Source organism: uncultured Chryseobacterium sp., from assembly GCF_936933875.1.
In the GTDB taxonomy this organism is placed as follows: Bacteria; Bacteroidota; Bacteroidia; order Flavobacteriales; family Weeksellaceae; genus CAKZIK01.
The window spans coordinates 1-14,313 of sequence record NZ_CAKZIK010000040.1 but is presented as its reverse complement, the minus strand read 5'-3'; the positions used below and the strand labels follow the sequence as shown (position 1 = coordinate 14,313).

The window sequence follows — 14,313 nt, the reverse complement described above, 5'->3', positions numbered from 1 at the left end:
GCCTTTTTATTTTGTTGGAAAGTAATTACAATCCTTCCTGCAATTCCTTTGCCTGATATTCCTGCACCACATCAATTGCGTTATTGATAACATCACTTAAAGCGGTAATGAAAGTTCCTTCTTCTGCCATACTCATTGCATGTTTTAGCGCTTCAATTTCTTTGGGGATGCTTTCGTAACTCACATTTCTTCCCGCTTCCTGAATTCCGGCGATAATCAATCCGTTTATTTCATCTTCAGTTCTTCCGCGCAAATGTTTTTCATTTCGAATAATAATGTAATCGAACATTCTTCCGGCAATTTTTCCGCATTCTTTGATGTCTTCATCACGACGGTCTCCAACTCCGGAGATAATTCCGATTTTCTTGGTGGCCTCCACGTTTTTCAGATAATCTTCAATCGCCTCATAACCGGCAGGATTATGTGCGAAATCAATCATAACTTTAAAGTTTTTGAATTTGAAAACATTCAAACGTCCCGGAGTTAGCTGTGCACTCGGGATAAATGTTCTGAGTGAATTCGCAATATCCTCAATTTCAAAACCATAGAGATAAGTCGCTAAACTCGCCGCCAAAACATTGGCAATCATAAATTTAGCCTTTCCTTCCATTGTAATTGGAATATTGACCGCTTTTGCGATACGTATTTTCCAATCGCCTTTTTTAATTGTTACAAAACCTTCTTCGTAAACGCAGGTAATTTTTCCTTCCTTCGCAAATTTTTTAATATGAGGATTATTTTCATCCAAACTGAATAAGGCAACTTTTGAATCCAGATCGTTCACTAAACGCATAGAATATTCGTCATCGGCATTCAAAACACTCCAACCGTCTTTCTTCACAGAATCCAACACTACTCTTTTTACCCTCGTTAAATCTTTGAGGTTATGAATGTCGCTTATTCCCAAATGGTCTTCCTTTATATTCGTTAAAACCCCAATATCACAAGAACTGAAACCTAATCCCGAACGCAGAATTCCACCTCTTGCAGTTTCCAGAACGGCAAATTCTACGGTTGGGTCTTTCAAAACAAATTCAGCAGAAATTGGTCCCGTTGTATCACCTTTCGATAACATGGTATTTTGAATGTAAATTCCATCAGAAGTCGTGAAACCAACTCGATAACCGTTGCTTTTTACGATATGGGAAATTAATCTTGTTGTTGTTGTTTTTCCGTTAGTTCCGGTTACCGCGATAATTGGAATTCTGAAAGGTTTTCCCGGAGGATACAGCATATCCACAACAGGAGCCGCAACGTTTCTTGGCAAACCTTCACTTGGAGCAAGGTGCATCCTGAAACCTGGAGCTGCGTTTACTTCAAGAATTGCTCCACCGCTTTCCTTTAATGGCTGCGTAAGATTTTCTGCCATAATATCAATTCCGCAAACATCAAGGCCAATAATTTTCGAAATTCTTTCGCACATCGTAACATTTTCGGGATGAACCATATCGGTAACATCAATGGAAGTTCCACCTGTAGATAGATTTGCGGTAGATTTGAGATAGACGATTTCGCCTTTTTGTGGAACAGTTTCTAATGTATATCCCAATTTATCAAGAAGTTCGTTAGTGTCTTTGTCCACATTAATTTCCGTCAACACATTTTCGTGTCCGTACCCTCTTCTCGGGTCGGTATTTTCTTTATCAATTAAATGTTGAATCGTCATTTCACCGTCACCAACAACATGCGCCGGAACTCTTCTCGCCGCAGCAATCAGTTTATGATTAATCACCAAAACCCTGAAATCGTAACCTGTAATATATTTTTCAACAATTACTTTTCTTGAAACATTTTGTGCGTGTTCCAAACCGATTTTTGCAGTTTCCCAATCGCTAACATTAATGGTTTGTCCACGTCCGTGATTTCCGTCTAAAGGTTTCAAAACAATAGGATAACCAATTTTTCTGATGGTTGCTTCCAAATCTTCTTCATCTACCACCAAACCTCCAACCGGAACCGGAATTGCGGCATCATCCAACATTTTTTTGGTGAATTCTTTATTACAAGCGATATCTACGGCAATCGAACTTGTTTTCCCGGTAATTGTAGCCTGAAAACGTTGCTGATTTACACCGTAACCTAACTGCACTAAAGAATTTCTTCCCAAACGAATCCACGGAATATTTCTGGCCACCGCTTCTTCCACAATACTTCCTGTTGAAGGGCCTAATCTTTCTCTTTCACGGGTTTCTTTTAATGTTTTGATACAGTGTTCAATATCATAATCAGTTCCGTCGATTAAAGCCTGTGCAATCGCCACAGATTCTTCAGCTGCATAAACTCCGGAATTTTCTTCCAAATAACTGAAAACTACATTGTAAACTCCCGGCGTTTTGGTTTCTCTCGTTCTTCCGAAACCGGTATCCATTCCTGCTAAAGTCTGTATTTCAAGGGCAATATGTTCAATAACATGTCCCATCCAGGTTCCCATTTCCACACGCTGGAAAAATCCACCTTCAACGCCTTCAGAACAGCGGTGTGTAATTAAAGACGGTATAAGTTTCTCCAAACGTTCACGGAAACCCTCAATTTTATTCGTCGGCATATGTTCTACCTCTTCCAAATCCAAACGCATCTGGATTAATTTCTTTCTTCTGATGCTCCAAATATTTGGGCCTCTTAAAACCTGTATCTTTTCAATTTTCATAGTTAAAATGTGCTGTTTCTGTGCGAGATTTTTGCGAATGAATATCAAAGATAGTGGAAAAGCTTAATATTCTAAAATATTTCATAAAAAATAAAACGTTTCTGTACCCATAAAGAAAATTTAACATAATATCTTCAAAAACACTTTTAGCTGAAAAGTAAAGCTTTACAAAAAATTATTTTTTTAAATTTGTGGCGTATGAGACCTGTAGGAAAATTAATGATTATCGGTGGTGCCGTAAACAAAGGCAGCTTTTCTGAAACCGATTATGACCAAAACGTAGAAAAAAACCTCAACTTTTTTGAAAGAGGAATTTTAAGAAAAATCATCAACGAATCCCGACTGAAAGAGGATTCTGTTATCGAAGTTATTGCAACGGCTTCACAAATTCCTCAAATTGTAGGTCCGGAATACAAAAAAGCATTCGAATTTTTGGGTGCAAAAAATGTCAACATTTTAGAAATCACCAATCGTGAACAGGCCAATAGTGACGCAATTGTCGCAAGAGCCAACGCAGCGGATGTGGTAATGTTTACCGGTGGAGACCAACTTCGTTTGACTTCAATTTTGGGTGGAACGAGATTTCATGATGTGATTCTTCAAAAATATCAGGAAACAGATTTTATTTACGCAGGAACTTCTGCGGGAGCTGCTGCAGCTTCCGAGAATATGATTTACCAAGGTTCCAGCCAGGAAGCACTTTTGAAGGGCGAAATTAAAACCACACAAGGTTTAGGTTTCATCGAAAATGTCATTATTGATACGCATTTTGTTCAAAGAGGAAGAATTGGCCGACTTTTTCAGGCTGTAGTGAATAATCCAAGAACTTTGGGAATCGGTTTGGGAGAAGACACCGGTTTGTTTATTAAAGAAGAGTCGATGACGGCAATTGGTTCCGGTCTTGTAATTTTAGTGGACGGAAGATTTATTAAAGACACCAATTTAACCAACATCGATCTGGGAGAGCCGATTTCTATTGATAATCTCATTGTTCACGTGATGTCTGTAAACGATCATTTCGATTTGAAAACGAAAGAACTCACCATCGAAAATTCTCAGTATAACCCAATTCCTAAAGTCAACTAAATATTTATGAAACTGATTATCCACGGCGGTTTTTTCTCGGAAAGCGACCAAAGCCATGAAGTGAAAGTGGCCAAACAAAATTCCCTGAAAAACATTGCCCAAAAAGCTTTCCATTATCTTCAGAATCATACTGCAGAAGAAACTACGGTTTATGCGGTTTCTCTTTTGGAGGATGATGAACTTTTTAATGCAGGAATTGGCTCTCAAATCCAAAGTGACGGAAAAATCAGGATGAGTGCTTCCTTGATGAATGGTGAAACACAAAAATTTTCAGGTGTCATCAATATCGAAAATGTCAAAAATCCAATTGAAGTTGCAAAAGTTTTAATGAAAGAAGACGACCGCGTTTTGGGTGGAAACGGTGCCAAAAAATACGCTTCAGAACATGGTTTTGAAGATTTTTCTACTGAAACTCCTCAACGCAGAAAAGAATACGAAGCAAAATTGGCGAATGGCGGAAAAGGAACCGTTGGTTGTGTAGCTTTGGACAAAGACGGTAAATTAGCAGCCGCAACTTCTACTGGCGGAAAAGGTTTTGAACTCGTGGGAAGAATTTCGGATTCTGCCACCGTTGCAGGAAATTATGCCAATCAATTTTGTGCTGTAAGCTGCACCGGAGTTGGTGAAGACATTGTAAGTAATGCTACGGCTGCCAAAATTGTGACTCGTGTTTCGGACGGAATGTCACTTTCTGATTCATTTACAAAAACTTTTGCAGAGCTGAAAGAAATTGACGGGTTCGCTGGAGCTATCGCCATCGATAAATCAGGAAATATTTATCATCAGGATTCTTACCCAACCATGGTTTTTGCTAGTTTTGACGGTGAAAAATTCGAAATTTTTGATTAATCGAAGGAAATTCTATAAAAATTTAACAAAACTTTAAAAATCCGTGTCCTGTATTTGGCACGGATTTTACATAAACATAAATACCAAATTTAATTTTAAACTTTTTAAAAATTAGCAATTATGAAAAATAAAATGAATGGCTTATTAGCTCTATTAGGACTTGGTGCAGTAGCTTATTGGAAGTACAAAAACTCAACTCCGGAAGAGCAACAGGCGGTAAAAGACAAAATCAACAACGCAAAAGACAACCTTAACAAATTAGGCAGTGACCTGAAAACAAAAGCAAACGAAGTTGCTTCGCAGGTTCAGAACAAAGCTCAGGAAGTTCAGAACAAAGCACAGGACACATTGTCTCAGAACTAAGAAATTTAAAGAAATTCATATAGTTGAGAAGCCGACTCGTTATTTACGAGTCGGTTTTCTTTTGCGCTGTAATGGCGAAAACGTGCGGAACTTTGTTCCCAAACTGCGGAATCCTCCACTGCCCTTCTTCAAATTTTTCAACATGCTGAAAACATGGATAAGGAGACCAGTCGAATTCATCAAAAGAAAGAATTTCCATTTTATTTTGAATCAAACTATTCAAAACTTCAGACGTCGGATGATTCCACATCACATATTTTTGCGAAAGTGGCGCGGAAAAATCGGCGTAAGTTCCTTCGTAAGTTTCTACAATAGGTTTTTCGTTGAAATAATTATATTTCAAGTGGGTGAAATCATCATCAAACATCCAAACTACAGGATGAAACTCCACAAAGACAAATTTGCCACCGGGTTTTAGAAAATGCTGTATAACTTCCGCCCATTTTTTCAAATCCGGAAGCCAGCCAATGGTGCCGTAACTCGTGTAAACAATATCAAATTTTTGGTTTAAATTTTTCGGCAATTCGTACACATCGGAAACCAAAAACTCGGCATCGGTTCCACATTTTTCATTGAGTTCTTTTGCAGCTTCAATAGCTTTATCCGACAAATCAATCCCTGTAACTTTTGCACCCATTCTTGCCAAAGAAATAGAATCCTGCCCGAAATGACACTGCAAATGAAGAATTTCCTTTCCGAAAACATCACCCAAAAGGTTAAGTTCTATTGAATTTAGAGATGTTCTTCCGTTCAAGAATTCATCAACGAAATAAAAATCCGATTTCAGGTGCGGTTCTACTTTCGCATTCCACGAATTACGGTTGATTTCAAGATAGTTTTCCATCGTATAAGTTTTTTAAAATAAGTTTGAATTGCAAATCGCCAAATCCAAATTCGCCGAACTGCTCCGAAAATTGCTGAAATATTTTGCCAAAATCCTTTTCACTGTTTTGAATATCTAAAATTTTGTCATTCAGTTTTCCTTCAGAAAATTCAATATAAAGATGAACAATTTCCCTGAGTTTTAGAAAAACCATAGATTTTATTTTTGATAAAATTTTTAGTTGTTCTAAATCTAGATTTGAAAATGCTGTCCACAGTTCATTTGCCAAAGCAATTTCCTGTTTTGAAATTTCGATGGCGCTTTTAAAACTGTCCATTAAATCCTGTTCAGAAGAAATTCCAAAACCTTTCCATCGGTCTTTTTCATTTTTGAACTGTGGAAAAACTGAGAATATTTTTATGTTTTCATAATTTATATTCGAAAGCAAAAACCAAAAATTCACCTGACAAAACATGTCGTCTTCGAACCAAAAATAAACTTCAGAACCTTCAGGAATATTTTTAATTTTGTTGAATTCATCAACAACCATCCATTGATAATCGTCGGGATTTCCATCAAAACTTTCGCTAATGAAAGCCTTTCTATTTTCAAAGAAATTATGCTCAGAAACAGGACCAGAAATTAGGGCTTCACGCCAAATGATTTTTTCTCCTTCAATTTCTTTCGGAAAACTTTCTGCGAGACAATCGCCGTTAAGAATGTGAAAAGTTTTCATATTAAAAAAATTAAAGATGCTTCCCTTCGACAAGCTCAGGGTAAACTTCACCTCAGCATGACATCGCTTCATTATTTCAAGATTAAAAATAACGTTCCGGCAATGATGAGTGCAGCTCCAAGAGCAGATTTCCAGGTTAAAGTTTCACCAAGAAAAATCACTGCAAAAATGATGGTTAAAGCTAAACTCAGCTTATCTATTCCGGCTACTTTCGAAACTTCGCCCATTTGCAAAGCTTTGAAATAAAAAATCCACGACAAACCTGTTGCAACACCAGAAATGGCGAGAAAAAACCACTTTCTGTTTGAAATTTCCGAAATTGCTTTGGCTTCACCACGCGTAAAAACAATCAGCCAAATCATGACCAAAACAACAACGGTGCGAATTGCCGTTGCAAGATTAGAATTGACCTGCTCCACTCCCACTTTCGCAAAAATGGCAGTCAATGCAGCAAAAAACGCTGAAAGCAGTGCGTAAAACCACCACATGATTTTTATTTTTTATTGCAGAAAACTCTCAACAGCAATGGTATGCTGTTCGCCGCTTTCGAGATTTTTCACGGTAATTTTGGATTCCGAAATTTCCTGTTCTCCGTAGAAAACTAAATTCGGAATTCCTTTCTTTTCGGCGTAGGTAAACTGCTTTTTCAGTTTTGCATTTTCGGGATACAGCTCTGCTGCAATTCCTTTGCTACGAAGTTCAGCAATAATTTTCATGGCTTCTCCGGCTTCGTTATCGCCATAGTTGGCAAAAAGATATCTTACTACAGTACCATCTTCCTCGGAAAATAGCTGAAGTTCTTCCATCACGAGATAAATTCTGTCCAAACCGAATGAAATTCCAATTCCGGGAATATTTTTCACTCCAAAAACTTCGGTAAGGTTGTTGTATCTTCCACCTCCACCAATAGAACCCATTTCAACGCCATCCGCTTTTACTTCGAAGATTGCTCCGGTATAATAATCCAAACCTCTTGCAAGCGTGATATCGAATTTCAGATTTTCTGCTGAAATTCCTAAATGAAAACATTTAGCCAAAACAAATTCCAGTTCTTCTACACCTTTCGAACCTATTTCATTTCCGGCAAATTTTTGCTTCAACTGCAACAGGTTTTCCATAGCATCATCACTTTGGCTGAAAAGAAAATCCAGTTTATCGATAGAAGTTTGAGCGATGTTTTTCTCCAACAATTCCTTTACAACACCTTCTTTTCCAATTTTATCCAACTTATCTAAAGCAACTGTAAAATCAATCAGTTGGTCTGCAATTCCTGCATATTCGGCTAAACCTGTTAAAATTTTTCGGTTGTTCAGATGAAGTGTTACAGAAATTTTTAAATCTGAAAATGACTTTAGATATAACTGAACCAATTCCACTTCCTGCCACAAACTTTCGCTTCCTACAACATCGGCGTCACACTGATAAAACTCTCTGAAACGTCCTTTTTGAGGTCTGTCTGCTCTCCAAACCGGCTGAATTTGGTATCGCTTGAAAGGAAAAGTCAAGGTTCCCTGATTCATCGCGACAAATCTTGCGAACGGAACGGTAAGGTCGTAACGCAAAGCTTTTTCTGAAATCTGGGAAATCAGTTTCTGCGAATTTTTAGAATTCCAGTCTTCGTCTTTGGTTTTTGAAGCGTAATCTCCGGAATTAAGGATTTTAAAAATCAAACGGTCTCCTTCTTCTCCGTATTTACCGGTTAAAGTTGAAAGATTTTCGAAACTTGGGGTTTCCAAAGGCTGAAAACCGAAAAGTTCAAAATTGTTCTGAAGTGTATTGATGATGAGTCTCCTTCTGGAAACTTCTTTTGCGGTAAAATCCCTGGTTCCTTTTGCTAAGCTTGGCTTCATTAATTGAAAATTAAAAATTGAACGTTGAAAAGTTTCAACGGTAAATACTGCAAAAGTAAGGATTTCCGAGGGAAAAAACTTTGTCAAAGATTTTCAAACTTCGACAAAGTTATGCAGATTTAATTTTTAAATACTTTCCAGAATTTCGATAATTTCTTCACCGTAATTTTCAATTTTATGCTTTCCGAAACCTTTGATGTCAAGTAATTCTTCTTTGTTTGCAGGCTTGTATTTCGCAATGGAAAACAGCTCTTTATTCGTAGCGATGAAATAAACAGGAAGACTTTGTTCCCGAGCTTTTTCGGAGCGCCAAAGTTTTAATGAGTCGAGAATTTTTACTTCATCGGAAGATAATTCGGTTTCGTTATCGGCGGAAAATTTTTCGGGTTTGCTTTCTTTTACCAACGTTTTCAGTTCCTCGTAATATAAAATTACAGACCAATATTCTTCGTTTTTTACAAAGGCAGATTCGAACTTGAGAATATTATTGGAATCCAAAAAATTGTCCAGTAACTTTTGGTCGGAATGGATGAACTGTTCATCAATTCTTATTTTAAAGATTATAACTTTCATGATTTGTGAGTTTAGAATGTGTTTTTAAACTTCTTCACAACCGCAAAAAAATGCGGCTGTGAGAAAGTTTCCATCAATTATTTTCCTCCCAAAAGAACCAACTCTTCAACGCGAATTTCGGTGATATATCTTTTGGTACCATCTTTATCATCATAGTTTCGGTACACAATTTTGCCTTCTACTGCGATTTCTTTTCCTTTCTCGACATACTTTTCCATAATGTCCGCCAATTTCCCGTTGCACACGAGATTGTGCCATTGCGTATCTTCCACTTTTTCGCCCATTGCGTTGGTGTAATAATCTGAAGTTGCCAAACTTACTTTTGCGAGTTTGCCGTTTTCGAAGTTTACGATTTCTACTTCTTTTCCTGTTCTACCGATAAGGGTAACTTTGTTTCTTAGTGACATGATAATAAATTTTAGATTGTTAAACATTCAGAAATGAGTCTGTCGTCACTGATTCCTCAAATCTCTGCTGCAAAGATTCGACGGTTGGAAAAATTTATTCGGTAGAAAAACATTTATTTTCGTTTGTAATCGTTTGTAAATGTTTTTAATTCTAAAAATCAATTATTTAAAAAAAAAAGGAAATTATAGAGAATCTAATGGTGATTTTATTTTGGACAGATTTTTATCTGTTACCTTGGTATAATTGAGGGTGGTTTTTATATTATTATGTCCCATTAATTTCTGAATGTGCGAAATATCGGTTCCGTATTCGAGTAAATGTGTGGCGTAACTGTGCCGAAGCGAATGTATGCCTACATTTTTGTGAATTCCGGCTTTCTTCATGGCAGTCTTGAAAACGCTTTGCGCACTTCTTTTTGAATATTGTTCGGATCCACTTCCTTCAAAAAGATATTTTTTAGGCCGGTAAATTTTATAATACTCGCGGAGTTCGCTCAAAATACTATAGGGAAGGTTTACGTATCGGTCTTTTTTACCCTTTGCCTGAGCAATCAGCACCTTCATGGCGGACGAATCTATATCTTCTGCTTTTAAGGCAACAATTTCGCTTACACGCAAACCCATTCCGTAGCAAAGCTTAATAATGAGGCGATGCTTTATATTTTCGGTACTGTTGATAATTTTTTTTATTTCCCTTGCATTAAGAGCCTTTGGGAGAAGCAATGGTTTTTTGGGACGCGGAATATCGAGAAACATTTTGGAGCGATGCATCACTTTTTCGTAGAAAAACTTTACGCTGTTCAAACGGCTATGAATGTAATTATCGGAAAGCTGAAGCTCGTTATGACAATAAAGAAAATAAGACTGAAGCTTTTCGGAAGATATTTCTCCGGCATCATGATTTTTTATTGCAGACAGAAAGGTTGCAAATTCTATAGAATACGTCCTTACAGTATTTTGGCTATAAGATTTCAGCTTAAGTATTTTCTGAAAATTTTCGAAATGAGGTAGATTTACTGGTGCAATTTTGGCAAAAATTTCCTTACCTACAACGTCAGTTTCAACGCCTAACTTATGCCTGTTTGCTTTGACATCATGAATATACCAAGACTTTTGGGTACGTGACCAAAATGCATTTACCGTTTCCTTCAAGACATTCTTATTTTGTAGAGAGTAAGGAAATTTCACCCACAATACATTTTTTCCGCGATGAATTCCGGTACTAATATGGTATATATCCGGATTGAGAACATGCTTCGTAAAAGAAATATCCATAACTGCGTATTTTAAATATCTAAGATAAATAAAAAAAGGCACTAAACACCGTCTTAGTTATTAATTTGATAGTTTTTGTATCAACTTTGAAAAATATTTGTCGATATAAAAAAGTTGCGTATATTTGAGAGTTGGCTGTAATGGTAAAACGAGATGCCGCTAAACCAACATTAAACTTTAAAACAAATTATTAATTTTAAATTTAATGTCTATGAGAAAAAAACTAATTTTTGCAATTCTCGGATTTCTAATCTTTGTGATTGCTTGTAGAAATGAGGAAACATTTAAAAATCACGAAACTCAAAAGCAAGAACTTATTTCTAAATCTTTATGGAAAGAAGATATGGTTTATATCAAGAATGTGAAAAAAGTTTTTGAAGTAAACTTTAATGAAGATAAATTTTATCAAGATTTTGGAGAGGTTGCTTGGAACTATGCTATGACTTTTGGTAATTTTGATGAAAGCTTCTTAAGGGTTCCTATCATCAAAGATGATAAAGTTGTTAGTACAATGCAAGTAGTGAGAAACAAAGAGACTGACAAGGTTTTTTTTAGTCATACAGAAGATTCTGAATCAATTAATTTTTTTCAAAACCTACTTTTTTCAAAGAGACCTCTGAAACCTCTAAAAGATTCCGCTTATCCTAATTCAAATCCAACAGGAAGAGCATATTGGCAAAGTATTACTACTTGTTCTACTAGAACTTTATATGTAGGTTGCGTTTCCTCGGGTAGTACTTCAACAGATTGTGTTCCAATGTACAAAACTACTACAACTTGCACAACCACCTATGTTTTTATAAATGATTATTCCGATGACCCGAGAGGTGGTTACAATCCTCCAGATGGTTATAAATATGACGGAACTAGACCTAGAATTACGGATGATGAAACTGAAGCGCCTTGCGATAAAATAAAGGAGCGTCAAGTTGATACAAAATATACTGAAAAATTTGAGCATCTTAATACAAATGAAGTGCTATCAATGAATAGAGAAAGAGGTTTTTTTGAAAGACAATCACCACCAGCTAATAATTTAGGTTCAAGCTTTTTACAACTTGATGGTCAAGATGGAACTACAGGTTTGAGTTTACCCGCCAATTTGGATGGAATAATTGGTCTTTTACATTCTCACAATGACAAAGATGGAGTAATTAAAATATTTTCGCCAACTGATGTAAGAACTTTCATTAATCATTTTCTACGGCAATCAAATAATTATACAGGTAGTTACAGTAATGCATATTCCACTGTTGTAACATCAGAAGGTAGTTACACACTAAAATATTCTAAAACAACGCATCCTGGCGGTATAAATTTTGATACATTTTCTAATTGGGAAAAATGGTATGAAAAACAATTTACTAATTTGTTAAATGACGGACAATTAACGCAAGTAAATGTTGAAAAACTATTTACTCAATTTATGAAAGAAGTAGTTAACATTGACGGTCTTGAACTTTATAAAGTTACTAAAGATTCATCAACCAAAATGGAATATGATGGAAAAAATAATCCTGTTAAAAAAACTGATTGCCCACAATAATTTTAAATTTTGATATTATGAAAAATATATTTTATATAATGATTGTTCTTTTTGCAGTTTCTTGTAAAGCACAAACTTTTCCATTAAGAACTTTTACCGAAATTCCTGAAAATTCATATCTAAAAGATACAAACAATGAACTTCAAACATATGAAGGTGTTTGGAAAGGAAGTTGGAATAACAAAACTATTTATATTACATTAAAAAAAATTACTAATAAATATGATAATGTATTTAAATATTACAGAGATTATTTGATTGCAAAATTTAAAGTGGTTGATAATAGTGGAAATATTTTATTTGACAACAATAATCTTTCTGATGATGCAGCAAAAATTGAAGGTGGCAAATTTAGAAAATTTGATAACAAATATAGTTTTAGCTATTCTGACCCTGATTTATGCTTTAAAAATGGTTATATAACTATTCAATTTTTAGATTCTATCAAAACAAGTTTAGAATGGAAATTTATGGAAGGTAGTAATTTAATTGAGCCTGATTGTTTTTATCATAGTTTACCTGCTGAACAAAGACCTGAGCCTTTACCTAAAGAAATTATTTTACTAAAACAATAAAAAACCACTACAGCCAACATGGGTTTTGCAAGATGCGGGGTTGAAGGAAATCTTAGAAAATTTGTAGAAAATACCCGCAAAAAACTTTTCCATTTTTTAGTTTTTTTGTAATTTTAAAAAATGGAAAAAGTTTTTGCTAGCGTTCGGTTCTCCTCTCCACTACCCGTTGCAGTAGCCCGCACCTCGCAAAGCCCTTTTCCGTTGTACGACATTTTAGAAAGATTTCGCATAAAAACAAAAAATTGGATTTAATTTAACTTTTTTCTATATTTGTATCCAAATGAATACAAAATGTACTTTATTGAAAAAACTAATGAGTTTGACAAATGGCTACGAAAACTGAAAGACATTAGAGCAAAAGCGAAAATTTTGTTCCGAATTCAGAAATTGGAAAATGAAGAACATTTTGGAGACTGCAAACCTGTTGGAAATGGAATCAGTGAATTGCGAATTAATTATGCAAAAGGTTACAGAATCTATTTCAAAGAAACAGATGGAAAAATTATCATTTTATTAATTGGTGGAGATAAATCGAGCCAACAAAAAGATATAGCGAAAGCGAAAGAAATTTGGGATAAAATAAAAGAATAAGAAATGGATATTTCAAAATTTGATATTGCCGATTACTTGGACAGCAACGAAATGATTGCTGAATACCTTAATGTAGTTTTAGAAGAAGGTAACGATTCAGAAGTAATTGTTGCTATTGGTAATATTGCAAAAGCAATAGGAATGACTAAAATCGCAGAAGAAACTGGAATGAGCAGACCAAGTTTGTATAAGGCACTGTCGGAAGGTGCTAAACCACAGTTTTCCACAATTATGAAAGTCTTAAAAGCGGTGGGCGGACAAATCAAAATTAATCCAATAGCAACTGCATAAAAAAACGTCGTACAACATTGTATTTGCAAAAAGCGGGGTGAATATTGTCTTTGAGAATTCAGTTAAAGTAACCGCAAAAATGCTTTTCATATTTCTTTTTTTAGTAATTTAGAAATCTGAAAAAGCATTTTGCTCAGGTACGGTCTTCCTTTGAAATTGTCTGCAAGGTAGCCCGTCCTTCGCCAATACTTTTTCCGTTAGCAGAAATTCCCCTACTCGAAAACGGAGTTGTTTTTAGCCGCTAACGAGGAGGAGTCGGCGTGAAAAATTCAATATTCCAAATCCATTATTTCTTACCTTAGTACCTGCTCCTTGAAAAGACCGGTTTAAGCAATGGTGTTTAAAAAACCCGTCTGCAATTCAGGTAAGATTGCACAAAAGTCTTTGGTAGTAATACTTCAGACGGTGTTAGTTTTTAATGGTGAGTTCCGATTTACATCGGAATATCCCGATCAGAATAATTTCAAATTTAGCAAAGTGCAATCCTTGGAGTTTTTATTGGTTTAATTGAAAAAATTAAGACATGGAAACTAAGAAGCAGATTTCACTCGAAGTGGTAAATTCCAATGCTGCGGGAATAGACATTGGAAGCCGTAGCCATTGGGTAGCAGTAGGGCAAAATGCAGAGGATGTAAAAGAATTTGGCGTGTACAGCCAAGACCAGTTGGAGATGTGCCACTGGTTACACTCGAATGGCGTTA

At 35.7% G+C, this 14,313-nt stretch carries 15 protein-coding genes; 7 read left to right on the top strand and 8 right to left on the bottom strand.

Annotation, left to right across the window (positions count from 1 at the left end):
- Window positions 1-25: 25 nt before the first annotated feature.
- Window positions 26-2,647: a cyanophycin synthetase gene (gene cphA, locus Q0252_RS06410; RefSeq protein WP_297984702.1), complete on the bottom strand. Its 2,622-nt coding sequence runs from the start codon at window positions 2,645-2,647 to the stop codon at window positions 26-28.
- 198 nt (window positions 2,648-2,845) lie between these two features.
- On the opposite strand from cphA, the gene Q0252_RS06405 reads away from it, so the two are divergent.
- The 3 genes from Q0252_RS06405 (at window position 2,846) to Q0252_RS06395 (ending at window position 4,945) form a co-directional block, all read left to right on the top strand.
- Window positions 2,846-3,733: a cyanophycinase gene (locus tag Q0252_RS06405; protein WP_297984701.1), complete on the top strand. Its 888-nt coding sequence runs from the start codon at window positions 2,846-2,848 to the stop codon at window positions 3,731-3,733.
- 6 nt (window positions 3,734-3,739) lie between these two features.
- Entirely contained in the window at window positions 3,740-4,582 is an 843-nt protein-coding gene (locus Q0252_RS06400; RefSeq protein WP_297984700.1) for an isoaspartyl peptidase/L-asparaginase, read from the top strand.
- A 120-nt stretch (window positions 4,583-4,702) separates the two neighbouring features.
- Window positions 4,703-4,945, top strand: a complete 243-nt coding sequence (locus tag Q0252_RS06395) for a YtxH domain-containing protein (protein WP_297984699.1) — start codon at window positions 4,703-4,705, stop codon at window positions 4,943-4,945.
- A gap of 43 nt (window positions 4,946-4,988) precedes the next feature.
- Here Q0252_RS06395 and Q0252_RS06390 read toward each other — a convergent pair whose 3' ends face one another.
- The 7 genes from Q0252_RS06390 to Q0252_RS06360 form a co-directional block, all read right to left on the bottom strand.
- A complete protein-coding gene (locus Q0252_RS06390) occupies window positions 4,989-5,789 on the bottom strand; it encodes a bifunctional 2-polyprenyl-6-hydroxyphenol methylase/3-demethylubiquinol 3-O-methyltransferase UbiG (protein WP_297984698.1) in 801 nt (266 codons plus the stop codon).
- On the bottom strand, window positions 5,773-6,504 hold the full coding sequence (locus Q0252_RS06385) for a DUF1835 domain-containing protein (protein WP_297984697.1): 732 nt from the start codon (window positions 6,502-6,504) through the stop codon (window positions 5,773-5,775). The genes Q0252_RS06390 and Q0252_RS06385 overlap by 17 nt, the downstream gene beginning before the upstream one ends.
- A 71-nt stretch (window positions 6,505-6,575) precedes the next feature.
- Window positions 6,576-6,992 carry an EamA family transporter gene (locus Q0252_RS06380; RefSeq protein ID WP_297984696.1) on the bottom strand — a complete coding sequence of 139 codons (417 nt, stop codon included), beginning with the start codon at window positions 6,990-6,992 and terminating at the stop codon, window positions 6,576-6,578.
- A 12-nt stretch (window positions 6,993-7,004) separates the two neighbouring features.
- Window positions 7,005-8,354 (bottom strand): histidine--tRNA ligase, encoded by a 1,350-nt coding sequence (gene hisS / locus Q0252_RS06375; protein WP_297984695.1) that lies wholly within the window; start codon window positions 8,352-8,354, stop codon window positions 7,005-7,007.
- A 126-nt stretch (window positions 8,355-8,480) separates the two neighbouring features.
- Window positions 8,481-8,927, bottom strand: coding sequence for an HRDC domain-containing protein (locus Q0252_RS06370; protein ID WP_297984694.1), 447 nt, complete (start codon window positions 8,925-8,927; stop codon window positions 8,481-8,483).
- A 77-nt stretch (window positions 8,928-9,004) separates the two neighbouring features.
- On the bottom strand, window positions 9,005-9,334 hold the full coding sequence (locus Q0252_RS06365) for a single-stranded DNA-binding protein (protein WP_297984693.1): 330 nt from the start codon (window positions 9,332-9,334) through the stop codon (window positions 9,005-9,007).
- A gap of 183 nt (window positions 9,335-9,517) precedes the next feature.
- Complete coding sequence (locus tag Q0252_RS06360; RefSeq protein ID WP_297984692.1) at window positions 9,518-10,609, bottom strand: tyrosine-type recombinase/integrase; 1,092 nt, start codon at window positions 10,607-10,609, stop codon at window positions 9,518-9,520.
- A gap of 211 nt (window positions 10,610-10,820) precedes the next feature.
- Between Q0252_RS06360 and Q0252_RS06355 the strand changes: the two genes are divergently transcribed.
- From Q0252_RS06355 to Q0252_RS06340, 4 genes are all read left to right on the top strand, one after another.
- Window positions 10,821-12,155, top strand: coding sequence for a hypothetical protein (locus Q0252_RS06355; protein ID WP_297984691.1), 1,335 nt, complete (start codon window positions 10,821-10,823; stop codon window positions 12,153-12,155).
- A 17-nt stretch (window positions 12,156-12,172) separates the two neighbouring features.
- The gene (locus tag Q0252_RS06350) at window positions 12,173-12,730 is read left to right on the top strand and encodes a DUF6705 family protein (RefSeq protein WP_297984690.1); all 558 of its coding nucleotides are present in this window, start codon (window positions 12,173-12,175) and stop codon (window positions 12,728-12,730) included.
- 291 nt (window positions 12,731-13,021) lie between these two features.
- A complete protein-coding gene (locus Q0252_RS06345; RefSeq protein ID WP_297984689.1) occupies window positions 13,022-13,321 on the top strand; it encodes a type II toxin-antitoxin system RelE/ParE family toxin in 300 nt (99 codons plus the stop codon).
- A 3-nt stretch (window positions 13,322-13,324) separates the two neighbouring features.
- Window positions 13,325-13,612: an addiction module antidote protein gene (locus Q0252_RS06340; RefSeq protein ID WP_297984688.1), complete on the top strand. Its 288-nt coding sequence runs from the start codon at window positions 13,325-13,327 to the stop codon at window positions 13,610-13,612.
- Window positions 13,613-14,313 lie beyond the last annotated feature (701 nt).

Excerpts from the sequence above, each read along its gene's own strand:
- cphA (WP_297984702.1), bottom strand. The coding sequence starts at position 2,647 with ATGAAAATTGAAAAGATACAGGTTTTAAGAGGCCCAAATATTTGGAGC.
- Q0252_RS06405 (WP_297984701.1), top strand. The coding sequence starts at position 2,846 with ATGAGACCTGTAGGAAAATTAATGATTATCGGTGGTGCCGTAAACAAA.
- Q0252_RS06400 (WP_297984700.1), top strand. The coding sequence starts at position 3,740 with ATGAAACTGATTATCCACGGCGGTTTTTTCTCGGAAAGCGACCAAAGC.
- Q0252_RS06395 (WP_297984699.1), top strand. The coding sequence starts at position 4,703 with ATGAAAAATAAAATGAATGGCTTATTAGCTCTATTAGGACTTGGTGCA.
- Q0252_RS06390 (WP_297984698.1), bottom strand. The coding sequence starts at position 5,789 with ATGGAAAACTATCTTGAAATCAACCGTAATTCGTGGAATGCGAAAGTA.
- Q0252_RS06385 (WP_297984697.1), bottom strand. The coding sequence starts at position 6,504 with ATGAAAACTTTTCACATTCTTAACGGCGATTGTCTCGCAGAAAGTTTT.
- Q0252_RS06380 (WP_297984696.1), bottom strand. The coding sequence starts at position 6,992 with ATGTGGTGGTTTTACGCACTGCTTTCAGCGTTTTTTGCTGCATTGACT.
- hisS (WP_297984695.1), bottom strand. The coding sequence starts at position 8,354 with ATGAAGCCAAGCTTAGCAAAAGGAACCAGGGATTTTACCGCAAAAGAA.
- Q0252_RS06370 (WP_297984694.1), bottom strand. The coding sequence starts at position 8,927 with ATGAAAGTTATAATCTTTAAAATAAGAATTGATGAACAGTTCATCCAT.
- Q0252_RS06365 (WP_297984693.1), bottom strand. The coding sequence starts at position 9,334 with ATGTCACTAAGAAACAAAGTTACCCTTATCGGTAGAACAGGAAAAGAA.
- Q0252_RS06360 (WP_297984692.1), bottom strand. The coding sequence starts at position 10,609 with ATGGATATTTCTTTTACGAAGCATGTTCTCAATCCGGATATATACCAT.
- Q0252_RS06355 (WP_297984691.1), top strand. The coding sequence starts at position 10,821 with ATGAGAAAAAAACTAATTTTTGCAATTCTCGGATTTCTAATCTTTGTG.
- Q0252_RS06350 (WP_297984690.1), top strand. The coding sequence starts at position 12,173 with ATGAAAAATATATTTTATATAATGATTGTTCTTTTTGCAGTTTCTTGT.
- Q0252_RS06345 (WP_297984689.1), top strand. The coding sequence starts at position 13,022 with ATGTACTTTATTGAAAAAACTAATGAGTTTGACAAATGGCTACGAAAA.
- Q0252_RS06340 (WP_297984688.1), top strand. The coding sequence starts at position 13,325 with ATGGATATTTCAAAATTTGATATTGCCGATTACTTGGACAGCAACGAA.